The sequence below is a fragment of the Solidesulfovibrio fructosivorans JJ] genome (assembly GCF_000179555.1).
GTDB lineage: Bacteria > Desulfobacterota > Desulfovibrionia > Desulfovibrionales > Desulfovibrionaceae > Solidesulfovibrio > Solidesulfovibrio fructosivorans.
On sequence record NZ_AECZ01000015.1, the window covers coordinates 88,880 to 111,446 of the forward strand.

General features: G+C 60.4%; 22 protein-coding genes. 14 read left to right on the plus strand and 8 right to left on the minus strand.

Features of this window, described 5'->3' with window-relative positions:
• Positions 1 to 15: 15 nt before the first annotated feature.
• The 7 genes from DESFRDRAFT_RS12015 to DESFRDRAFT_RS22555 form a co-directional block, all read right to left on the minus strand.
• Positions 16 to 678, minus strand: coding sequence for a class I SAM-dependent methyltransferase (locus DESFRDRAFT_RS12015; protein WP_005994248.1), 663 nt, complete (start codon positions 676 to 678; stop codon positions 16 to 18).
• A gap of 15 nt (positions 679 to 693) precedes the next feature.
• The gene (locus DESFRDRAFT_RS12020; RefSeq protein WP_005994249.1) at positions 694 to 1,752 is read right to left on the minus strand and encodes a radical SAM protein; all 1,059 of its coding nucleotides are present in this window, start codon (positions 1,750 to 1,752) and stop codon (positions 694 to 696) included.
• Positions 1,749 to 2,345, minus strand: a complete 597-nt coding sequence (locus DESFRDRAFT_RS12025) for an HAD family hydrolase (RefSeq protein WP_005994251.1) — start codon at positions 2,343 to 2,345, stop codon at positions 1,749 to 1,751. The genes DESFRDRAFT_RS12020 and DESFRDRAFT_RS12025 overlap by 4 nt, the downstream gene beginning before the upstream one ends.
• Entirely contained in the window at positions 2,342 to 3,271 is a 930-nt protein-coding gene (locus tag DESFRDRAFT_RS12030; RefSeq protein WP_005994253.1) for a transketolase family protein, read from the minus strand. Before DESFRDRAFT_RS12030 ends, DESFRDRAFT_RS12025 begins: the two co-directional genes overlap by 4 nt.
• Positions 3,268 to 4,113 (minus strand): transketolase, encoded by an 846-nt coding sequence (locus DESFRDRAFT_RS12035; protein ID WP_005994255.1) that lies wholly within the window; start codon positions 4,111 to 4,113, stop codon positions 3,268 to 3,270. Before DESFRDRAFT_RS12035 ends, DESFRDRAFT_RS12030 begins: the two co-directional genes overlap by 4 nt.
• 365 nt (positions 4,114 to 4,478) lie before the next feature.
• Positions 4,479 to 6,047 carry a B12-binding domain-containing radical SAM protein gene (locus tag DESFRDRAFT_RS12040; RefSeq protein WP_005994256.1) on the minus strand — a complete coding sequence of 523 codons (1,569 nt, stop codon included), beginning with the start codon at positions 6,045 to 6,047 and terminating at the stop codon, positions 4,479 to 4,481.
• Positions 6,048 to 6,120: 73 nt separating this feature from the next.
• Complete coding sequence (locus DESFRDRAFT_RS22555; RefSeq protein WP_005994259.1) at positions 6,121 to 6,720, minus strand: SIS domain-containing protein; 600 nt, start codon at positions 6,718 to 6,720, stop codon at positions 6,121 to 6,123.
• 464 nt (positions 6,721 to 7,184) lie between these two features.
• Here DESFRDRAFT_RS22555 and DESFRDRAFT_RS21435 point away from each other — a divergent pair, with 464 nt between their 5' ends.
• The 14 genes from DESFRDRAFT_RS21435 to DESFRDRAFT_RS21445 all read left to right on the plus strand — a co-directional run bounded on the left by DESFRDRAFT_RS21435 (position 7,185) and on the right by DESFRDRAFT_RS21445 (position 21,625).
• Positions 7,185 to 7,466 carry a TraK family protein gene (locus DESFRDRAFT_RS21435; protein WP_158306974.1) on the plus strand — a complete coding sequence of 94 codons (282 nt, stop codon included), beginning with the start codon at positions 7,185 to 7,187 and terminating at the stop codon, positions 7,464 to 7,466.
• Between the two features lie 28 nt (positions 7,467 to 7,494).
• Complete coding sequence (locus tag DESFRDRAFT_RS22560) at positions 7,495 to 7,710, plus strand: hypothetical protein (protein ID WP_158306975.1); 216 nt, start codon at positions 7,495 to 7,497, stop codon at positions 7,708 to 7,710.
• A 13-nt stretch (positions 7,711 to 7,723) separates the two neighbouring features.
• Positions 7,724 to 8,851, plus strand: coding sequence for a sialate O-acetylesterase (locus DESFRDRAFT_RS21440; RefSeq protein WP_005994261.1), 1,128 nt, complete (start codon positions 7,724 to 7,726; stop codon positions 8,849 to 8,851).
• Complete coding sequence (locus tag DESFRDRAFT_RS23140) at positions 8,848 to 9,570, plus strand: acyltransferase (RefSeq protein ID WP_005994263.1); 723 nt, start codon at positions 8,848 to 8,850, stop codon at positions 9,568 to 9,570. The genes DESFRDRAFT_RS21440 and DESFRDRAFT_RS23140 overlap by 4 nt, the downstream gene beginning before the upstream one ends.
• 88 nt (positions 9,571 to 9,658) lie before the next feature.
• Positions 9,659 to 11,143 (plus strand): B12-binding domain-containing radical SAM protein, encoded by a 1,485-nt coding sequence (locus tag DESFRDRAFT_RS12065; protein WP_005994265.1) that lies wholly within the window; start codon positions 9,659 to 9,661, stop codon positions 11,141 to 11,143.
• Between the two features lie 238 nt (positions 11,144 to 11,381).
• Positions 11,382 to 13,202: an asparagine synthase (glutamine-hydrolyzing) gene (gene asnB, locus DESFRDRAFT_RS12070; protein ID WP_005994268.1), complete on the plus strand. Its 1,821-nt coding sequence runs from the start codon at positions 11,382 to 11,384 to the stop codon at positions 13,200 to 13,202.
• A gap of 55 nt (positions 13,203 to 13,257) precedes the next feature.
• On the plus strand, positions 13,258 to 14,271 hold the full coding sequence (locus DESFRDRAFT_RS12075; RefSeq protein WP_005994270.1) for a DUF354 domain-containing protein: 1,014 nt from the start codon (positions 13,258 to 13,260) through the stop codon (positions 14,269 to 14,271).
• A gap of 13 nt (positions 14,272 to 14,284) precedes the next feature.
• The gene (locus DESFRDRAFT_RS23145) at positions 14,285 to 14,776 is read left to right on the plus strand and encodes an acyltransferase (RefSeq protein WP_005994272.1); all 492 of its coding nucleotides are present in this window, start codon (positions 14,285 to 14,287) and stop codon (positions 14,774 to 14,776) included.
• A complete protein-coding gene (locus DESFRDRAFT_RS12085) occupies positions 14,766 to 15,671 on the plus strand; it encodes a polysaccharide deacetylase family protein (RefSeq protein ID WP_005994274.1) in 906 nt (301 codons plus the stop codon). The genes DESFRDRAFT_RS23145 and DESFRDRAFT_RS12085 overlap by 11 nt, the downstream gene beginning before the upstream one ends.
• Complete coding sequence (locus DESFRDRAFT_RS12090) at positions 15,662 to 16,687, plus strand: GNAT family N-acetyltransferase (protein ID WP_005994276.1); 1,026 nt, start codon at positions 15,662 to 15,664, stop codon at positions 16,685 to 16,687. Before DESFRDRAFT_RS12085 ends, DESFRDRAFT_RS12090 begins: the two co-directional genes overlap by 10 nt.
• Positions 16,684 to 18,105, plus strand: a complete 1,422-nt coding sequence (locus tag DESFRDRAFT_RS12095) for a hypothetical protein (RefSeq protein WP_005994278.1) — start codon at positions 16,684 to 16,686, stop codon at positions 18,103 to 18,105. Before DESFRDRAFT_RS12090 ends, DESFRDRAFT_RS12095 begins: the two co-directional genes overlap by 4 nt.
• Positions 18,106 to 18,505: 400 nt before the next feature.
• On the plus strand, positions 18,506 to 19,672 hold the full coding sequence (locus tag DESFRDRAFT_RS12100; protein WP_005994280.1) for a DegT/DnrJ/EryC1/StrS family aminotransferase: 1,167 nt from the start codon (positions 18,506 to 18,508) through the stop codon (positions 19,670 to 19,672).
• Positions 19,673 to 19,686: 14 nt separating this feature from the next.
• Entirely contained in the window at positions 19,687 to 21,279 is a 1,593-nt protein-coding gene (locus DESFRDRAFT_RS23150) for a Gfo/Idh/MocA family oxidoreductase (RefSeq protein WP_005994282.1), read from the plus strand.
• 106 nt (positions 21,280 to 21,385) lie between these two features.
• The gene (locus DESFRDRAFT_RS21445; protein WP_081458483.1) at positions 21,386 to 21,625 is read left to right on the plus strand and encodes a DUF4158 domain-containing protein; all 240 of its coding nucleotides are present in this window, start codon (positions 21,386 to 21,388) and stop codon (positions 21,623 to 21,625) included.
• Between the two features lie 49 nt (positions 21,626 to 21,674).
• On the opposite strand, the gene tnpC is transcribed toward DESFRDRAFT_RS21445, so the two are convergent.
• Positions 21,675 to 22,567 (minus strand): IS66 family transposase (tnpC, locus tag DESFRDRAFT_RS12115; protein ID WP_005994284.1); only part of this gene is annotated, 893 nt, incomplete at its 5' end.

Consider the following 22,567-nt stretch of genomic DNA (forward strand, 5'->3'; position numbering starts at 1 on the left):
GCCCAGCCGCTCCTTTTATTCAAAATAAATAAACGAGTAGTCGCCGGTATAGCCCGTCAGCTGCATCCACCACTCCCATTCGTGCGGCGCGAAAAAGCACTCTCCGGTCAGCACCCAGCACATGAGATTCACTTTTTCCTGCTCATTGCGGTAGGACTCGACCACCAGGTATTTGTCCTTGCGGCTAACGCGCTCCATTTCCTTTAACGCCTTATACAGATCGGGACAGAAGAGGTTGTGCAAGGTGTTAAGGGAAATCACGAGATCGAAGCTGTTATCCTCAAACGGCAGGCTGTTGGCGTCGGCCACCTGGAGGCAATCCCGGATTTCTTCCTTGGCCGTGTCCAAGGCGTACTGAGATATATCGATTCCGGCCACGTCCAGTCCGGGCACGGCCTGGGTCAGCTCATAGAGCAAAAACGCCTTGCCGCAGCCGACGTCGAGCACCCGGCTCCCCGCCTTGAGCCCGTAGTAAGCAGCAATATTTTCCGCCACGGATCGCCAGCGGCCGTCATAGCGGTAGCCGCCATAGCCAAAACGCCGATCGCCGTCCCAAAAGTCCTTGTCAAACCGCTTGGCCACGGTAATGGACTCCGCTTTGGGATATTCAGTCATGCGCTTCAGGTAATCACGCTTGGTGCTGGTATGCAAATCGGTCAGAAAATCTTTGTAGGGCATGGAAAACTCCTTGCGTCACCCGATAAAATTTACGTGCTGGGGATTGGATTTTAGGCAATAGTTGATGAAGGCGTTTTTTTCCTTGAACCAACAGGATGACGGGCACATGCGTCTTGGGGAATGACGGGAGAAAAGACGCTGTTTCTCCGGGCTGTTCCACAACTGGGCAAAGGTTTTGTCCTGAATGGTGCCGACTTTTCCAGCCGCGCTGTAGGCATTGGTGCAGCACATGTAGACATTTTGATCCACGGCCACGTGGCAGGACAGCTCTTTGAAGGGACAAAATTCGTCGAGCAAGGCTTCCTGAATCATGTTGGCCCTGGTCTCGATGGAATTGAAGACCAAAAAGTCTTCGGTTTCGAAATCCGTCTTCCCCTGTTTGGCCTGGGCATGGCCTTGGCGGCAGAGTTCCCGATAGCTCGGGTCGTCCACGTCAGCGACCAGCGATGAATAGCGAATGTTGTTGACGCCAAGCTGGCGGTAGAAACGGCACCCCTCGTAGACACTGTCGACGTTTTCCTGGAGGACCAACCAGGCAACCCCTACGATGGCGGGACCCTTGCGGGCCACCAACTCCTGGATGCCGGCGACGATCTCTCCAAATACGTGTTCGCCACAGGAATGTATCTTTGCGTGTGCAGCGGCGTTGGCGGCATCCATGCTGACCCGCACCCAGGCAATGTCGGAGAGAATGTCGCTATGGCGACGCAACATGCTGCCGTTGGTGATCAGTCCGATCTCCAGGCCGTATTCCTTTGCCGTGGTGATGATGGTGCGAAAATCCTGATGCAAGGTCGGCTCACCGGGACCGGCGAGCTGGAGGGCCTTGACACCCAGATCGCGGGCGCTGGCCAGCGTCTCGAGAATTTTGGCCGTAGGGACGGTCACGTTGAGAGGCGCGGTATGGAAGCCATGTGCCTGGCTGCGAAAGCAGCAATAGATGCAGTTCTGGTTGCAATGGGACGTCAGTTCCAGGTGCATCTGCAATGGGGGCGGCTGCCGGCCCTGGCGTAACATGTCCAGGCGGTCCTGGTGGTGGACGATCTTATAGGGACTGTATTCGTCAGAGATCATGACAGTTCTCCTTGCAAAAAAAGAGCCATATCCCACCACGAAGAAAATCGACGCCAATCATCCCCCGCGACCTCACCAAGCAGAATGCGCACCACGCCTTGCGGGAAGCCCGGATGCGTAAATATGCGGGGAAGGTCGTCAATAAAGTGGCTGCAACCCAGCGCCGCGATGCGGGCCACCTTGTCGGCGGCCGACGTTTCCAGAAACACCGCCTCGCGCGAAAGTACCGCCGGATCAAAAAATCCGTTGACTTCAAGCCAACGCAGCGCTGCCGCATGCAAATCATATTGGGGGCCGCGATGCGGGTGCCTGGTGCGGTGGCTGACCACGTGTACGGAGACGCCCTGGGCCGTAAGTGCCGCCAGGCAGTCCTTCGCCCCGGGAAAGGGTTTGGCCTGTGCCATGCCGGGACCATAGACCTCACCCTGTAACCGGGTCCAATCCTCTTCCCGGTCGGCTGCCAGGAGAGCCTCACGCACCGCGCGCTTGTCCGGAGGGGTTTGCGGCGAAATAAGTCCTGAAGCGACCGCCGCCGCGTAAAATACCCCGTCATAGCAGCACAGGGTGTTGTCCAGGTCGACGCCCAGGATCACAAAGGTTCTCCCATAATCGTCAGTAAATGCGTGGCCATTCCCGCCGCGTCCAGGCCTAGGCGCTGCCGGTACCATTGTTGTCCACCGGCGGCGCACAAGAAAGTATCCGGTGTGCCAAAGCGCGCCAGTCGCGGCATTCGTCCCCCCCGGGACGCGAAAAATGCCGCCACGGCCTCGAAGGCTCCACCAAAGGGACCATGCTCCTCCACCACGGCCACAAGCGGGACGGTCTCGGCCAGTCGGGCCAGAAATGCCGTATCCAGGGGCTTGACCGTGGGCATGCTGGCCACGCCCGCATGGATTCCTTTTTGCTCAAGCAGTTCCGCCGCCCGCAGGACTTCAGGCAAAAGCGACCCCACCGCCAGCAGGTACACATCATCGCCTTGGCGGAGTGGCAAACAGCGTCCCAAAGCGAAATCCGGCAGGGTTTGATGCACGCAGGGTTCCCCTTTTTTCCCGACACGCAGATACACGGGGCCGTCATGGGCCAACGCCGCGCGAAGAGCCAGCCGGGTTTCCACCGGATCCCCGGCGCAGACCACCGTCATCCCCGGCAAGGAGCGCATCCAGGCGACATCTTCCAGGGCATGGTGTGTGGGGCCGAGGTTGGCATAGGAAAGGCCGCCGCCCGTGCCCACGATGACAACGGGCAGATGTTGATAGCAGATGTCCACCCGGATCTGTTCAAGGCAGCGGGCGGTATTGAAGGCGGCGATGGTATAGGTGACGGGACGCAGGCCACAAAGCGCCATGCCCGCCGCCACACCGGTCATGTTGGCTTCGGCTATGCCGCAATTATAGAAGCGATCGGGGAAGTTTGCCTTGAACGTGTCGAACATCCGGTTCCCGATGTCTCCAGACAAGAGTGTCACGCGGGAGTCCTGCCGGGCTAGCGCCAGCATCTCGTCGGCAAAGGCGTTTCTCATTGTCCCAAAAGCTCCTTGCCCGCCAAGGCCGTTTCCTCGGGCGTGGGGATACGATAGTGCCAGTTGTTATCGTCTTCCATAAACGACACGCCCTTGCCTTTGACCGTACGAGCGATCAGGACCAGGGGCCTGTCTGGATGTGTCGGCCCCCGCCGCAACAGTTCCCGTAGATGCCAGACATCGTGCCCGTCCACATCCAGAGCTTCCCAGCCGAAAGCCCGGAATTTTTCCGCCAATGGCTCGGCGGCAAGAATTTCGGCGGTGCGCCCTGTCCCCTGCCAACCATTGCCGTCCACAATCGCCACGAGGTTGCCGCACTGCCGGGCGACGGCCAGCATGACCGCTTCCCACACGGTGCCCTCATTGCATTCGCCATCGCCGAGCACCACGCATACACGATATGGCGTTCCCAACTGCCGTGAGGCCAGCGCCATGCCAACTCCCATGGGCAAGGCATGTCCCAAGGAGCCCGAGGCCGCCACGGTTCCGGGCAGACAGGCAGGGCCGGGATGCTCTTGAAGGGGGCCTCCCGGCGCGAGATGGGATTCCAGATCGCGGTAGGCGCAATACCCGCGCCGGGCCAAAGTGGCGTACAACGCCACCGCCGCATGCCCCTTGCCGAGCAACAATCGGTCACTGCCTAGGGTGCATGACTCGGGCGAAAGCGCCAACCCCCCGAAATACGCGGCGACCAGAATATCCACGCAGGACAGTGAGGAGCCCACGTGCGCGATTCTGGCTTTTCCGGAGAGCGCCACGATATCGTAACGGACATGGCTGGCAATGCGTTGCAGAGCATGCGGCGTCACCTTGTCCTCGTCAAAGATACAATCGTCACCCATAATTGTTTCCTGCTTCGTGGCGCGGCCTGCGCGCCAGTCGCATTATGATGGTTTGCCAACAAGTTTACTACTATAAGTCAACAAATGCGAGGATCGATGCAACCTTACGAAGTGCTGCCAGGGAACATCCTGTTCGTGTCTTGCCAATCCCTGACGACTTGAGACAATTGGGCTCTCGTTTAGCCAAATTGTGGCCGTTGTACCCATGGCGACTATCCTGGCGTAGCATCATCCGATTTTGACTGAAAGGACATATTTCTTTTATATAATCCGTCAGGCTCGATCTGAGAACATGCGCCATGGATAAGTTAGACGTTTTTATTGCCTTATACGGATAATACCGCCTTGGCTGTGTGGAAAATCCGTCATTGCAAACTGGCTTCAGCGACGCCGGTGCGCAGGCGTTCCAAAAATGCTTCGGCCAAGGCTGTGTCGCCGAAAAATTCCGCGATCCCGATGCAACGTAACTGTGTTTCCATCAAATAATTCACACTTTGTTGTTTCCAGCCGATTTCCCGCAGCACCCGATTAGAAACGCGTTCCGTGATGTCCTGGAAGTTTTCGGCCAAGGCGGCAACGGCTGAATCCCGGGGAATGAAATATTGCACCAAGGGAATGGTCTGGTGCGTCACCGGAGAGACAAACGGCGTCGTCTTAACGGGATAGCCGGAAAGGTCATGTGCTGGAGACCCCGGCAAAACGTACACCAGCGGGGAGATGCTGATGGAGCAACCCAACTCCACGACAGTGAGGATGGTGCGGACGTTGTCGAGGATGTCCTCGGGTGTGGCGTCGGGCACGCACAGGATGATGAAAACGTGAGGCCGGAGGCCGCCGGCGAGAAGGGCTTTAATTACCTTCAGCGCTTTGTGCTTGTCGTATCCGGGCTTATTCATAATGGGGGTTCGGAGCAACCGCTCGGAAAACGATTCCACACCAAGGCTGAGCCCCGTGAAACCGGCTTGGCGCAACCGGGCAATGAGATCTATGTCCACCACGCCGCCACCACTGAGAAAGTCGATCACCCGCGCTTGGCAATGAAAGGTGACGTCGGGGTGCAGATCGCCACGGGCCTTGGCCGCGAGGATCTCCTCGCAAAATTCCCGGCTGCGCTTGCGCCAGGCCAAGAATTCGTCGTCGCTGAAAAGGAAAATTTTAGCGCCGTATTTCTGGTGGTGCCAAACGACCAGTTCGGCCACTTGGCGACCGCTTAAGTACATCCCGTTGTGCTGTTCTCCCTGGGCGGCTCGTAAAAATCTGTGTGAGCTGCAATAGCCGCAATGGCTCGGGCAGCGTGTCGCGGTATAGAGCCGTACCATCTCGGGGATGAAGCTGTTGTTGAAGGAGAGCGCTTCTGCCCGTGTGCTGTTGTCGGACCAGTAGCGCGTGTAGGGGATGTCGGATTTGAGAACCTGGTCGTAGAAAAGATCCTGGATATCTTGATGCTCCACGCGGCGGGCCTTTTGCAGCTGGATTCCCGCAGCGCCGGCGTAGGCGATGCCGGCGATCCCGGCAAACGCCTTGAAACCCTCCCGTCGGTATCCATCCAGAGCCCTGGCGATCTCCAGCATGACGTATTCGCCCAGTCCAAGCGCCACCAAATCGAAACCGGCGGCCAACACCTGTGCGTGGTTGTGGGTAGCTTCCTGCCCACCGGCCACGAACAGAACATCCTTGCCACAGCAGTCGCGAAACCGCTTGAGCACATTGATATCCTGTTCGAAACTGATGTGGGCTGTGCCAAATCCTATGATGTCGTACTCGCCTGCGGTGGCACGGCATAAAAATGTATCTATGTCATCCAGGGAGGAGTCGTAGATATCGCAGGGGATGGCAAATCCGCTCAAATAGTTTTTGATTCTGTACAAGCCAAGAGGCGGGGTGACGATAGGGGAATTATACGTCAAACCTGATGTAAGGAGCAATATGCGCATGATGGCTTATACTCACTTTCTGGAGCTTTCGATTCCAACGCGTTTAGGCTTGGTAAAGGAATTTATTTCCGGGTTATTCCTTGGGATAGGCCGCCACATACATATCAAGCCAACAATGTAAGAGCGCCTGATGCCCGGCCTCGGCCTGACCGTACGAATCCGCTGGAATCCAGAAATTCAAATCCCCCAGCTTTCTGGACAGGTTTTCCTCGCTCATGCCGGATACCGTCACGATGACGAGATCAAGGTTCTTGGCTGCGTTGATGGCGCTTATCACATTGGGAGAATTCCCGGAGCTGCTTACTGTCACCAGCATATCTCCAGAGTTGGCGAAGCGCATGAGAGGGACAGAGAAACATTCCGTGTAATTGATATCATTACTGATGGCCGTCATCAACGCGATATCGTTGAAGGCCATGGCCCGGCACGCGCAATTTTTGCTGAAATCAGCCGCCATATGGGAAGCCATGGCCGCGCTGGCTCCGTTGCCCACAAAATAGATGGTTTTTCCCGTGAGTCGAATATCATAGCACATGGCGCACCAACGCCGAAACCCCTCGTCCTGATCCAATGTCCTGTCCTTTGCCGTGACGACGAGGGCATTTAGGGTTCGGTAGAGCCGTTCGACGTATGCGCCGTAGGTTGCCAAAAAAGACGTTTTGTCCGCCTGCATAGGATGATTCCTCCAAGAGCACGCCTGGCCGGCAACGTGCTCTTCTGGTTTTTTGCAAGAAATATGCAGAAGCAAACAGCCCTGTTCCCGAAAGAGCCGACGCCGTGGTCCGCTTCCTGGCGAAGTTTTTTGGAAGTCAAAAAAATGACTACTCCAATCACCAAAAGGCGTTCGCGCCAGCCCCCGGACAAGAGAACACGGCCGTCGCTGCGCCCATGCTTCTTGCGTTGAGCCGAAGGCGAATAAACCAGCCCCATAGGGAAGGAAGTGAGGTACCTGTACCTTACCTGTCCTGCCTTCGCGCACACTGTCATTGTTCAAGCCTTTTTTGTCAGTAATGTTATCGGACCGCATTGGCTGGTATTAGATCGTTTACGCTTATTTCTGATTATATATACTGGTATAGGTTGACATTGGCTGCCAATAACTCGTAGAAACAGTTTTCAAATGACCAGGAGCGACGCATGGCTAAACCGGGCCGAATTGAGAGATGCATGGGGCGTGTCGAATTTAGGGCCGCTGAGGAAGAAATATTGCATATGCACAGGATGGGATATGCAAACAAACACATCTACGCCAAATTGGCAGAAGAGGGAAAGCTGAGCTTGGCGTATTCCACGTTCAATGGCCATCTTCGAAAGCTATTACAAGCCAAAAGTCCAACGCATCCTGACAAAAAACCGACTCTCATAGTTGATAAAGAAGCATCGATGGTTTTTACTATACCTTCTAACGGAAATATTTGATTCGTTAAATTTTAGAAAGAGATCCTTCTTGTCCCGCATCGCGGAGGATTGTAAGCGTGAGTCCGCCCAGGCTGTTGGCCGTTTCGGCCCTATGGCCACGCCATCCCTGGCCATTGAAAGCCTCAATAACTTGGTGAAGAATATCGTGATGAAAAAAAGATCTTTTAAACGGATTTCTCTCTTTAAGGGCGTTCACGCTGCCAGTCGCCGGCAAGAAAGCAATAATGAGACGACTCGTGCTTAAAGGCCTTCTCCCCATGATCTGTATCGCCCTGTCAAATCGTTCGTTGTCTAGCCCAAACAGACAAGACCAAAACCGGGCAGTTTTGCTTTTTCGTTGGCTTTTCCCGGTTATTTTTTTGCTGGGAAGCGTTGGAGCCAACGCGGCCACGGTTGGCCGTACGCTGACATTCCCGCTGGCAGACGATGTCGTCCAGCGCGGCCCGTCAGAAACGGCGGATGTGCATTTCAGTCTGTCTCCCGGCAATAATCCGGTGCGCGTGCAGCTGATCCCGGCAGACAAGGCCTTCGCCCCGAATAACATCCGCGAAATTTCCGTGCCGGCAGGAACGATACGAGGCGTCTTCCCCGCCGTACCAGGTGGATTCTACAGCCTGTGCCTCAAAGGCCGGCCAAATACCTGCCGGCATGTGGGCGTGGGCGAAATTTTCCTGGTCGCCGGACAATCCAACGCCGTTAGCGTCGCCGATCCCGGAAAGCCTGTCGTTTCCGAGACCGGACGCGTGGCGGTCAGCGTCCATCATGGAAATGATCCCGAGCATGCCAACGAACCGCCGGGAACTGAGACGCTGCATTTCGTCACCAAGGACCATCCGACCATGGTCGGCGTTTGCTGGGTTCGTCTAGGGGATCTGCTCGTGCAAAAATACAAGGTTCCCATCGGATTCGTATTGGTGGCGAGAAGCGCCACCAATACCGAGTGTTGGAATCCCGCCGGTGGTATCTGCTGGGGACCAGCGGCCAAAGCTTTGGCCGCACGCCGTTTTCGGGCTGTGCTGTGGCACCAGGGCGAATCCGACGTCATGGCTGGTTTCCCCATGGAAAAAAGTCTTGCCAACATGCGCGCCATGATCACGGCCAGCCGCGAAATCCAGCCAAACATTCCCTGGATAGTTGCTCGTAACTCCTTGAAAAACGCCACCCCATACGCCGAACAGGCTGTGCGCCGGGCTCAGGAAACACTGATCGCCTCGGGTACGGTTCGGCCCGGGCCCGATACCGATGTGCTGCGCGATCATCCTGGGTGGGTGGGGGTGGCCGACTTCGGCCCCGATGCCAGAAAACGCTGCGGCGAGCTCTGGTTTGCGCCGGTTGACGCCTTGCTCTCCGAGAATGTCACTCACATGAAGCGGCACGCGCCATGACTGAACGCCTGCGCGATTACATGGACGCCTCCGGTCCGGGAGCCCTTGGCGCCTACCTGCGCACCAGGGCCAGAAATCCCTGGCGCTATGTCCTGGAACAGTTCCCCCAATGGTTGACCGGTTTTTTACCGGGACTGCCCGGCATAGCCGTGCGCCATGTGCTCTATCAGTCGCTTTTCGCCGCTGGCTCCGGTGCGCCAGTCATTGAAGCCGGGGCGGAATTTTTTCATATGGACGCCATTGTCCTTGGCCCTTCGGTGTACATCGACCGCGGGGCGCGACTGCACGCCTCGGCCGCCGTCATCACCATCGCAGGCGGCTGCCGAATCATGCGTGGCGCCTACGTGTGCTCTTACGTCTCCAATGCCGTGCCCGACGAAGGCATCACTCTTGGACCTCGCTGCTGGGTGGGAATCAACGCCGTCCTGGCCTCGGGACGCGGCGGCCTCACGCTTGGCGAAAATGTGCTTGTCGGCCCAGGCGCGATTCTTGTTACAGGCGACCACGATTTTCGCAGGCATGATCTGGCTACTTTGGACCAGGAATATGCCGGCCGGCCCATCACGGTTGGCGACAATGTCTGGATTGGCGCCGGGGCCACGGTTCTTGGCGGTGTGAGCATCGGCGACCGGGCGGTGGTCGCCGCCGGTGCCGTGGTCAACCGCGACGTCGCTCCGGGGGCGGTTGTCGGCGGCGTACCGGCCAGGCCGCTGTCGTGACGGCCTGTCACAACCCTTGCCATAACGCGCAATGACGACCAGACTCCGAAACGACGTTCGGCGACCGGGTAAAAATGGAATACACCACATGAAAGTACTGCTGCTCAACGTTCCTGATGCCCACGTGGGCAAAACCACCGACGATTGGGATCTGGAGGCCACGGATATCGGCGTGTTCCCTCCTATGGGTATTTTATACCTGGCCGGCGTGCTGCGGGCCGGCGGCCGGCACGATATCGGCCTCGTGGACTGTATTCTCGACCGCCTCACTCCTGACGCGGCGGCCAGGCGCGCCGCGGATTTCGATCCGGACGTGGTGGGACTGACCGTCTACACGCCGACTCTTTATGACGCGCTCATTCTCACCCGGCGTCTCCGCGAACTTGCGCCCCGGGCGAAAATCGTCTGGGGCGGTCCCCATACCTCCCTTTTCCCCGACGAATCCATGGCCCAGCCTGAGGTCGACTTTCTCGTGACCGGCGAGGCGGAGGAATCGTTTCCGGCCTTTCTCGACGCCCTGGAAGAAGGTCGCTCCTTCGAGGATATTCCCGGAATATACTGGCGCGAGGCCGGGGCGGTCCGCCGCTCGGGCGACCCGGGCTACGTGAAGGACATCGAATCCATTCCGTTTCCGGCCTACGACCTCCTGCCCTACAAACGCTATTTCAGCGCCATCGGCACCGGGCTTCCCGTGGGCACCATCTGCTCCTCGCGGGGCTGTCCGTTCCACTGCACGTTTTGCTGCAAGCCCTACTCCACCTACCGCTCACGCTCGGTGGACAACATCCTCGACGAGATGGCGGTCTATTACGAGCGGGGCATCCGGGAGTTCTTCTTTTTTGACGATCTGTTCAACGCCTCGGCCAAACGTGTGGCCGCTATTTCCCAGGGTATTCTCGACCGAGGTTTCCGGGTCGTCTGGGCATTTCGCGGGCGGGTGGACGCCGTCACCGAAGACATGCTGCGGTTGGCCAAAAAATCCGGCTGCCGGCAGGCTCTTTTCGGCGTTGAGGACGCCACCGACGAGGGGCTCAAGCGCATCAACAAAAAAATTACCGTGGAGCAAGTGCGACGGGCCATAAAGCTCTGCCGCAAGGTCGGCATCCTCACCAGCACCAACTGGATTATTGGCTTTCCCCACCACAAGACCCAGGAAGACATTCTGCACCTGATTGACACGGCTGTGTCCATCGACTCGGATTTCGCGCAGTTTAACATCATGATCGCTTACTACGGCACGGCCATCTTTCAGGAGGGCGTGGATAAGGGGCTTTTCCCGGCTGATATCTGGCGGGCCCATGCCGCCAATCCAGTGCCGAATTTCGTCGAGCCGATTTGGGAGGAACATCTTTCCCGGGCTGAACTGTCGAAACTCCTCAAGCTGTGCTACCGTCGTTTCTACTTTCGACCGCTGCCCATCCTGCGCAAGTTCCTGCGGGTCCGCCGGGCGAGTGAACTGGCCCTTTTCGCCAAGGGTGCGCTAACGCTGCTTGGCATCAAGGGCTACCATCGTAAGCGTCACAAGGAAGGAGAAAGCCAATTTGCCGAACCGGCCAAGCCGCAGGAGCAATGATCGATCCGGAGGCCGAGTGGACGTCCATGTTGAGCATACTACTGGCATCCGCTGGCGCTGTCCAACCTGTGCCCGCGAGCTGACTTGTCGGGATTATGCCGGGCCCTGGGGGGGGGCGTCACCTCGATCCCGTGAGTGAGAAGTGCCTTTAGCCCGCCCGGCCTTGTCTTCGGCCAATCGGCTAGGTATTGACGATTTCTCTTTTTCATGTCGGGAATCTCTGACCAAGGCCAAGAGCATGTGCGGCATCTGCGGGGTCTTCGCCCCGGACCGGATCGGACCGGAACATCGGCGGCTCATTGAGACCCAAAATGACATCATGCGCCATCGCGGCCCGGACGCGACCGGCATTTTCGCCGACGCCCATTGTGCGCTCGGCCACCGACGGTTAGCCATTATCGATCTGTCCGCCGATGGGCGTCAGCCATTCGCCTCGCCGGATGGCCGCTATCAGATGGTTTTTAATGGTGAGATATTCAATTATATCGAGCTGCGTGACGAACTGGCCAACAGGGGCCGTGTCTTCACCACCAAGACCGATACCGAAGTGCTGCTGGCTGCTTACGAGACCTGGGGGCCGCAGTGCCTATCCCGGCTCAACGGCATGTTTGCCCTGGCCATCTACGACACGCGGGCCAAGACGCTATTTTTGGCCCGGGACCGTTTTGGCATAAAGCCCCTGTATTACACCCGGCTTGCCGGAAGGCTCTATTTCGCCTCGGAGATTAAGGCCCTTCTGACCGTGCCCGGGCTGTCCCGGGCCGTGCGCCGGCAAAGCCTGTTCGACTACCTGGCCTTTAATCGCACCGACATCCACGACGAGACGTTTTTCGAGCACGTCTCCCGCCTGCCCAAGGGCTGTCGCGCAATCTGCGATGCCTTGGGCGGGCTTTCCATCGAGACCTGGTGGTCGCCGCTGCCGTTTCTCGACACCGCTGTCGCCGCTTCGCCCGAGGAGACCCGGCGCGAAGTGGAGGCGCTTTTCATCGATGCGGCCCGGCTGCGCCTGCGAAGCGACGTGCCTGTAGGGTCAAGCCTGAGCGGCGGCCTGGATTCGTCCATCCTGGTCGGCGTGCTCCACGACCGACTCACCCCGCCGAGCCCTTACCACTGTTTCACCGCCGTCTATCCCGGCGACCCGGTGGACGAGACTCGCTACGTGGACGCCCTGGCCGGGCGCTATCCCTTTCTCGGCCACCGGGTCGCGCCGACCGCTGCCGAAACCTTAGCCGATCTGCCCGATTTCGTGCGGGCCAACGACGAACCGACCACCGGCCCGTCTTTCTACGCCCAGTACAGGGTAATGCGGCTGGCCCGGGAAGCCGGCGTGGTGGTGGTGCTCGACGGCCAGGGGGCGGACGAAATTTTTGCCGGTTATCAGTATTTCCACGGTTTTTACATGTATGGCCTGTTGCGCCGGGGACGATTATCCCGGCTCGCGGCCGAGCTATGGGGCGTGGCAACCCGGCGACAGCACCCAAGCGCCGTACAGACGCTTGCCTATCAGATGTTGCCAGAGGCCGTGCGCACGACTCTTTTGCGACGCACCGTGCCGCACCTGCGCCGAGACTTCTTCGAGGCGCATATCGGCCAAAGCCGCATCCAGCGTGAGTTTTTCCGGGCCAAGGGGCTCAATCACAGCCTGGCTCTGCATTTCCTCTACAAACTCGAACACCTGCTGCGCATGGAGGACCGCAACTCCATGGCCTTTTCCCTGGAAGCCCGGGTACCCTACCTGGACTACCGGCTGGTGGAACGGCTGCTGGCTACGCCAGAAGAGGCGAAAATCCGAGGCGGCGAAACCAAGGTGCTGCAAAAGCAGGCCCTGGGCCGTTACACCGTGCCCGAGATCCTGGCCCGCACCGACAAGCTCGGCTTCGCCACCCCCGAAGCGCGCTGGATGAGCGCGCCAGGCTGGCGGGAGCGCATTACGGTCAGCATGGATACCCTTTCCCGGGCTTTCCCAGACGTCTTCGCCTTTCTCCCGGGCTGCCATCCAGCTCCCCAGGAAGCCTGGAAGTTTTGCCAACTGGCCACCTGGCTGGAACTGTTCGGTTGAGGGGCTTTTTGCCGGCTGGCGCGCTGGCGCAATTTCCGCTAAGGCTCTTGCCGCCATGAACGTTCTTGTCGATATCGGCCATCCGGCCCACGTGCACTTTTTTCGCCACGCCGTGGCGGAGCTTCGCGACCGGGGCCATGACGTACGTCTGGCCGCCCGGGAGTTGCCTGTGGCCCTGGAGCTTTTGCGGGCTTACGGCCTGTCTTGCCGGGTCGTCGGAGCCAAGCGCCGCGGGGCGCTCGGTCTGGCCCTGGAGCTGGCCTGCCACGGCGCGGGCCTGCTCGCCATGACCCTGAGCTGGCGGCCGGATGTGGCCACGGCCATCGGCGGCACGCTCATGGTGGGGCCAGCCCGCTTGCGCCGCTGCCGGGTGGTGGTTTGGGACGACACGGACACGGCGGTCATGGAAAATCGCATTACCCATCCGCTCGCCCACCGGATCATGACCCCGGATGTTTACCCGATGGCCCTCGGGCCCAGGCAGACCCGCTACCACGGCCTGCATGAACTGGCCTACCTGCATCCCAAGCGCTTCCGCCCCAATCCGGCCACGCTGACCCGTTACGGCCTGTCACCAGACACACCCTACGCCGTGGTTCGTCTGGGCGCCTTCGAGGCCGGTCATGACCTCGCCGTGCGCCGGCACCCTCCCGAGGCCCTGGCCGCTGTCATCAGGGAACTGGCGGAGCGCGGCGAGGTCGTGCTCGTACCCGAGGGAGATGTTCCCGCAGTCCTGACCGGCTACGTCAAACGGCCCCGTCCCGAGGACTTCCATGATCTGCTCGCCTTTGCCACTTTTTGTCTGACCGAAGGCGCGACCACAGCCAGTGAAGCGGCTATCCTCGGCACTCCGGCCCTGTATGTAAATCCGATTGTAACCTGTTATATCCGCGACATGGCCGATCGGGGCCTGCTGACCGTGGCCGTACCGGGCCAGGACTTATTCGCCGCTTTTGCCGCCGCATCCGCCCGCTCCGTGCCCGAAGCCCGCCGCAAGGCCACAGACATCTTTGACGCCTACGAGGATGTATCCGCTCTGATCGTGGACGTCCTTGAGGGGAGGCGCTAAGAGCTCCATGGTTATGCCATTGCCCCCGGTGCCAAGGCTCCTTAAGGCCTTGCGTTCGCTTTTACGCTTCGCCGCCGCCCATTGTCCGGTGCATGGGGTGCGCGTGGCGTTGCTGCGCCGTTCGGGTATCCACATCGGTCCCCGGGCCTACGTCAATCTGGGATTCGTCGCCGTGGACGGGTTTCGTCCGGGATTGGTCAGTATCGGCGAAGAGGCCTCTCTCGCCCCGGGGGTGGCCCTGGTGGGGGAGGCCAGCCCCAACAATTCTTTTCTCGGACGCCGCTATGACGTCATCCGGCGCGCTCCGGTCGTTATCAGCGACGGCGCCTGGCTCGGGGTCAACGCGGTGGTCTTGCCCGGTGTCACCGTCGGCCGGGGGGCGATTGTCGGCGCCGGGGCCGTGGTTACCCGCGATGTGCCGGACTTCGCCATCGCCGCCGGCGTGCCGGCCCGGGTCATCGGCGACGTCCGGGATCGCCCCAAGCGAGGCAACGATGTCCGGTAAACCGGCCCTTGCCGTCACCGTGGATATGGACGAGTGGTACCACTGCCGTTGGGCGACCGGCTCCCCCCGGTCACGCTGGCGGACCACGGAAGCGTTTTTTCGCGACCGCTACGGTGCCGATTGTCCGGCAGGGGAAATTCGCGAGCCCATGGCCCGGGTCCTGGCGCTTTTCACCCGGCATGGCGTGCGCGCCACCTTCTTCATCCTGGGCGAGATGGCCCAGGCCTATCCCGATCTGGTCCGGGATGTGGTGGCCGCCGGGCATGAAGTCGCCTGCCACGGCATGCACCATGTGGATCTTGGCGAACGTCAGGCCTTCACCGACGACCTGCGCCGGGCCAAGGGCATCCTGGAGGACGTCTCCGGCCAGGCGGTAACCGGCTTTCGTGCCCCGAACCTCATCTTGCGCCCCTGGGTGCTCGATATCCTGCACGACCTCGGCTTCGCGTACGATTCCTCGGTATGCCCCTCGCGGGCCCTTTTCGGGAAATACGAGGGGCTTTCCGAGGCCCCGCAAACGCCCTATCGCCCGGCGGCTGGCGATCCGGCTCGGCGTGGCGGCCATCCGGTCGTCGAAATTCCCATCCCTGCCTTTCCGGTTTTGAAGCTTCCGGCCGCCACCGGCATCATGACCCGGGTAGCCGGAAGCTGGTGGTGTCGGATCGGGCTTGGCCGGGCGCTCCGCAAGGGCGCGGCCTGCTATTATTTCCATCCCTACGAAATCGCTCCGGCCCCGAAGTTCCCGGGCAAGCCCCTCAAGGTCCGCCTGTTTTTACGTCGTACGGGTCCCTGGCTGGAACGGACCCTGGATCGGCTGCTGCGAGACCTAAATGTGCGTTTGCTCACGGCCGGGGAACTGGCCGCCGAAACCGCGGAGAAATACCCGTGCGCGTAAGCGAAGAGGCGTACGGCGGCCGGGAGGCCTGGGACGCCTATGTCGCCAGCCGTCCGGAGAGCCTTTTCTACCATCGGCAGGTCTGGCGGCTGGCCGTGGAAAACGCCTACGGCGAACGTGCCTTCTACTTGGCGGCCCGAAATGAGGATGGAGTGTTGGCCGGGGTACTGCCCCTTTTTCTGGTCGGCCCGTGCAAGAGCCGCCGCCGACTCCTCTCCCTGCCCCATGCCCCGGCGGCCGGTCTCCTGGCCGATACCCCGGAGATCGCCCGGGCGCTCGAGGCCGGTGCCCTCGAACTGGCCGGTCGGCTGTGCGGCGGGCGCATGCACTGGCGCGACCAGCCTGCGCCGCAGCCCGATTCGCAGTGGCCGGGGCTGGCCACCTATCGCCTGCCGCTGCCCGAAACCGCCGAAGCCTTGTGGCGCGGATTCCGCTCGGAAATCCGGAACAGAACGCGGAAAGCGCAAAAAAACGGGGTGACCGTGCGCGAAGGCCGGGAGCTGTTGCCGAACTTCTACCGCATTTACGAGCGACACATGCGCGAACTCGGCACCCCGCCCCACCCACCGATCTTTTTTTCGACCCTGGCCGACGCAGAACCAAAGCGGCTGACAGTCAGCCTGGCCATGCTCGGGGAGGAACCCATCGCCGGCATGATTCGGGTTCGCCACGGCGATGTGGCCACGGCTGTGTGGGTCAGTTCCCTGGCACGTTACAATGCCGCCAGTCCGGTCAATCTTTTGTACTGGGAAGCCATGAGTGATGCCATCGCCACGGGCGCGCGCCTGTTCGATTTCGGCCGGGGACGACCGGGGGCCGGCCCGACAGTTTTCAAAATCCGCTACGGCGCCATCCCCCATCCCCTGACACGCCATGTCTGGCCGTTTATACCGGCCGACCCCGTTGCTGAAGCGGCGATTTCTCCGTTTATGGAAACCGTCTCCCGGCTGTGGCGGCATCTGCCTCTGCCCGTTGCCACGTCCCTTGGCCGGCGCGCCAGGAGATATCTGCCGTGACGTCCCGGGTTCCCTGGCGGGAAAACACCTTGTTGGCCGCCCTGGTCCTGGTTGGCGGCGTGCTGCTCGCCGTTTTTTCCGAACGCATCTTCGCCGGCGGCGGCCTCGGCTACGACGGCTGTTCCTACGGGGCCATCATCACCCGTTATGCCGATGTGCGCTCCGGAGCCCTGGCCCTCAATTCGGGCCTCTATTTTCGCGTGGTGCCGGCACTGGTCATCCGGGCCGTCATGATGGCCCTGGGCATCCCGCTGACGGTACCCCATGTGATTACCGCGTTCCAAATCATAAACGTCGCTCTCTTGGCCCTTGGAGCCTGGCTCTTCGGCAACTGCTGCGACCGGATCGGGCTTTCACGTGACGGGAAAATCCTGGGGTTCATCGGTATCTTCATCAACTACGTTGTGCTCAAATACTCCTCCTATTATCCGGTGCTGCTCGACACCACCTCGCTGGTCCTGGGCATCGTCCTGGCTTGGCTGTACTTATCGCGTCGGACGTGGTGGCTGCTGCCAGCGGGCATCGGGGCATTTTTTATCGGCCCCAATGTCGGGCTCCAGGCTTTCTTGCTGTTTCTGCTTCCAGCCAGAAAGGAGGCGCAAACGCCGCCGCGACTTCCCCGCCCGGTGGCAGCCACTTTGAGTCTGGCCATGGTGGTCGGTTGTTGGTGGCTCCTCGCCACGGGCGCTCCCCACAATATGGAGGCGATGGCCATCGCCCTGGCCGCCATCGGCGGAGCAACCTATTGTCTGAGCCGGGCAGCCGGATTTTCCCCCGCCGATCTGCTGCGACCTGGCATGCTCATTCGCCTGGGGCTGGTGGCCGGGCTGGTCCTCGCACTGACCGTGCTGCCCCGGCTTTTTCCGACCTTGGCCGCTTTCGACTGGGTGGCCCTCTTTTTCCAATATGCCCGAACGGTGTTGCAAAACAGCGTGGTGCGCCCCGGCGAATTTGTGGTCGCCCATACCTTGTATTTTGGCCCCATCATGCTGGCCGTCGTTTGTCTTTTCGGTCCTGTTTGCCGGGCGGCGCGACGGCTTGGCGGCGGTTGGCTTCTGGTTGTGGCCTTCGGGACTTTACAGGGCCTCAACCCCCTGTCGCGCCAGATGGTTGGCATCCTCCCATTCCTGGTGCTGCCGGTGTGCCTGGTCCTGGATTCCCGGCCGCTTCCCCGGCTTTTTTTATGGGGCATGGCCGCCGCCTCGCTTGCGGGCTCCAAAGTATGGCAACACATCAATGCCGGTGCCGACTTCAACCTGCCGATGGAAAAGCAGCCCGCCGTCTGGAGCCGCTATCTGGAAAGCACGGGGTATTGGATGCGCGAAGCAGATTATCGGGTGCAAGGCGTGGTGGTGTTGGCCGCCTTGATCCTCATGGCCGCGACGTTGTGGCGGATGCGCTTCACGCGGCGAACCTGATGTTATGCGGCTCATACATGCATATTCTGCTTGACGACGACAACGTGCCCCGTCAAACCGGTCTTGAAATCAGTTACGCCGTTGTCGGAATCATGGAACCCAGTCACAAAACAAAAAAAAGAACGCGGCTTTGCGGCTCCCTTGCGGCAGTAACGCCAGAGACTGGATATCAGGACCTGGCGAGCGGTGCATTGCCTCTTTTCATCCCCGGACAGTATCGTTTTCCCGGTCGGGAAAATCCCATTCTTTCCCAGCGTAGCGACAGGTGTGTCCAACGGTCGCGTTGCGTGAGGGCCTGGCAGTGCCTTGGTATCCCGGAACAAAGGACGCGGCATCTCGTCAGGCTTGACCGCGCCAAACCTTCACCGTGTCCCCTCTGGGGCGCGCTTCGGACCATCGTATGAATATTCCGTTTATCGACCTCAAGACCCAGTTCACCCGTCTCGAGCCAGAAATTCGCAAACGCCTCGACGCCGTCCTCGAGCACGGCCGCTTCATCATGGGGCCGGAAGTCGCCGAGCTGGAAAAAGCGTTGGCCGCCTTTGTCGGGACCAAACACGCCGTGTCCTGCGCCTCGGGCACCGAGGCCCTGCTCATGCCGCTTATGGCCTGGGGAATCGGGCCGGGCGACGCCGTTTTTACCACGCCGTTCACCTTTATCGCCACAGCCGAGGTCATCGCCCTGCTCGGCGCCACACCCGTCTTCGTCGATATCGACCCGGCCACCTACAACCTCGATCCGGCCAAGCTGGCCCTGGCCGCGGCTGCGGTCAAAGCGCAGGACCCGACCATATATCCCCTGCCCCAAGCCGCCCTGGATAATAAACTCACCCCGCGGGCCGTCATCCCCGTGGATCTCTTCGGCCTGCCCTGCGATGCCGACGCCCTGGCCACTATCGCGGCCGAAAACGACCTGCTTATCCTGGAAGACGCGGCCCAAGGGTTTGGCGGCGTGTACAAGGGTCGCAAGGCCGGCAGTCTGGGCACGGCCGGCGCCACCAGCTTTTTCCCGGCCAAGCCGCTGGGCTGCTTCGGCGACGGCGGCGCCGTGTTCACCGATGACGACACTCTGGCCGGTCTGCTCGAATCCATCCGGGTACACGGCAAAGGATCGGCCAAATACGACAACGTGCGCGTGGGCTTAAACGCCCGCCTGGATACCATGCAGGCCGCCGTGCTCCTGGCCAAGCTGCCGGCCTTCCCGGCCGAGCTCGATGCCCGCGACGCCGTGGCCGCCCGCTATGCCGAGAATCTTTCCGGCCTGCCCGACCTCACGCTGCCGACCATTCCCAATGGCTGCCGCAGCGCCTGGGCCCAATACACCTTGGCGTCCCCACGCCGCGACGCCATCATAGCCGCCCTGCGCGAGGAAGGCATCCCGAGTATGATCTATTATCCCAAGTCATTGCACGAGCAGACCGCTTTTGTCGGCCTGGGCTACGCACCGCAGGATTTTCCGGCCAGCCCGGCCGCCAGCGCCAACGTTTTCAGCCTGCCCATGCATCCCTATCTCGACGCCGCCACCCAGGATCGCATCTGCGCCGCCCTGGCCAAGGCTGTGCGCTAGCCAAGGAGACAGCCATGTCGGAGTTTACCGAAAAGCCCGCCAATCCGTTGGGTGTGGCCGTCATCGGCGCTGGCTACTGGGGCAAGAACCTCGTACGCAATTTCCATAATCTCGGGGCGCTACGCGGCATCTGCGACGCTGCGGCCGAACGCCGCGACAGCTTTGCGGCCGCCTGCCCCGAAGTGCCGCTTTTTGCCGACGAGGCAAGCGTCCTGGCCGACCCGGCCGTGGCTGGCGTAGCCATCGCCACTCCGGCCGAAACCCACTACGCCGTGGCCAAGGCGGCCCTTCTCGCCGGCAAGCACGTATTGGTGGAAAAGCCCATGACCCTGGCCGAATCCGAGGCCCGGGAACTGATCTCGTTGGCTGGACAAAAGGGGCTGACGCTGATGGTCGGCCACCTGCTTCAGTACCATCCCCATTTCCTGGCGCTCAAGGAAATGGCCGCCAGCGGCGAACTCGGGCGCATCGACTACATTTATTCCAACCGGCTTAATCTGGGTAAAATTCGGCGCGAGGAAAACATCCTCTGGTCGTTCGCTCCCCATGACATTTCCATGATTCTGACCCTTGCCGGTGGCGAGCCGCAAGCCGTCCAAACCATCGGCGGCTACTACCTGCACCATGCCATCGCCGACGTGACCACCACGCACATGGAATTCGCCTCAGGGCTCAAGGCGCATATCTTCGTGTCCTGGTTGCATCCGTTCAAGGAACAAAAACTGGTCGTCGTGGGCGAGCGCAAGATGGCCGTGTTCGACGACACGTTGCCCTGGGATGAGAAATTGCAACTTTACCCCCATGCTATCCGCTGGGAAAACCAGATGCCGGTGCCGGTCAAAGCCGAAGCCCAGAAGGTGGAGATCGCGCAAGGCGAACCGCTACGGTTGGAATGCCAGCATTTCCTCGAGTGCATGGCCTCGGGGCGCGCACCCCGCACCGACGGGGCCGAAGGGCTGCGGGTGCTGCGGGTGCTCAACGCCAGCCAGAAGTCCCTGGAATCCGGCGCGACGCGGGTTATGCTCACGGCGGAAACGCCCCCCCTCGCGCCCGAATACTTCGTCCACCCCACAGCCGTCATCGACTCTGGGGCCACGGTTGGAGCCGGCTGCAAAATCTGGCATTTTAGCCATGTGCTCAAGGGTTCGCAGGTCGGCAGGAAATGCAACATCGGCCAGAATGTCGTCATCGGGCCGGATGTCACCGTGGGTTCAGGCTGCAAGATCCAAAACAATGTTTCCGTCTACCAGGGCGTCACCCTGGAAGACGACGTCTTTTGCGGTCCGTCCATGGTCTTCACCAACATCTTCAACCCCCGGGCCCACATCTCGCGGATGCACGAAGTGCGGCAGACTTTGGTCAAAAAAGGTGTCACCATGGGCGCCAATTGCACCATCGTCTGCGGCCATGTCGTCGGGCGTTACGCCTTTGTGGGCGCCGGTTCCGTCGTCACCCGCGACGTCCCGGACCATGCCCTCGTGGTCGGCAATCCGGCCCGGCGTATCGGTTGGATGTGCGCTTGCGGTGAAAAGTTGGATGCGGACCTGCGCTGCCCGGTTTGCCATACGAAGTATGTCGAGGAAGAATCGGGCCTGCGCCCGGCGTAGTAGGCCTAATGCCCTGGTAGCTGCGATAAGTGCCAACTTTTAACATGACATGATGTGGTTCCTTGATATCCTCTTTGAATCTATCTAAATCAGCGAGGATCATGTCATGAAGAAAAATTGGGATGCCGAGGAGTTAGCTACAGTCTGGGGTTTAAATCATGACGAATTGAAATTGCTTAAAACGAAGCCACCAAGAAATCATCTCGGTTTTACAGCTCAACTCAAATTCTACCGATTTAGCGGTCGGTTTCTTCAAAACAGCTTTGGGATTTCTGAAGTTCCTCTCCAGTACCTCGCAGAACAGCTTAATGTTTCCGTTTCTGATCTCCATGCTTATGATTTGTAAGCGCTCAATAAGGCGCATCTTGTCAGGGCAATCGGAAGGCGGCAGAAGTTCAGGTAGGGATAATCAGGCTTTTGGGAGCGATGTACGGTGGCAGGAGGGCCTTGCGCTGGGCGTCGGAAGTTGCCGTCGGTAAGTGCTCGAAGAGGTGACGCAGATAACGGTACGGCTCCAGGTCGTTGGCCTTGGCGGTCTCGATGAGGGAGCACAGGGTGGCCGAGGCGTCGGCCCCGCGTGGGTGGCCTGAGAAAAGCCAGTTCTTGCGCCCCACGGCAAAGGGACGGATGGCGTTTTCGGCCAGGTTGTTGTTCGGGCGCAGCCGGCCGTCTTCCAGATAGACGACCAGCCGGTCCCACTGCTTGAGGGCATAGCTGATGGCCCTGCCGAGCAGACTCTTGGGCGGGGTGGTGGCGATGCGGGCATCGAGCAGAGCCTTGAGCTTGTCCAGGATGGGCCTGGATTTTTCGGCTCGCAAAGCCTTGATCTGCTCTGGATCGAGCCTCTGCTTTTCGGCTTGGTGCTCCACGCTGTAAAGCTTGCCGATCAGGTCCAGGACGGCATGGGCCGTGCCGCCTTTGGCCTTCTTGCCGGCAGACTTCTCAACTTCGACGAACTTGCGCCGGACATGGGCCAGGCAGCCGAGATGGCACAGGCCTTCCCGTTCGCCCAGGGCCTCGTAGCCGCTGTAGCCGTCGGTCTGCAGATAGCCTTTGAAGTCGCCAAGGATGTCTGTGGCCACGCTGCCGGCCCGGGTCGGATGATAGCGAAAGAGGACGACCGGTGTTCCCGGCGTTCCGCCCCGGGCGACCCACATGTACGACTTGGTGGTGTTGGCCCGATCTGGTTCATGCATCACCTGGACCGTGGTTTCGTCCATGTTGACGATGGGACCGGAGCGAATTTCTTCGATGATCATGGCGATGAGCGGCTCGCAGGCCTTGGCCA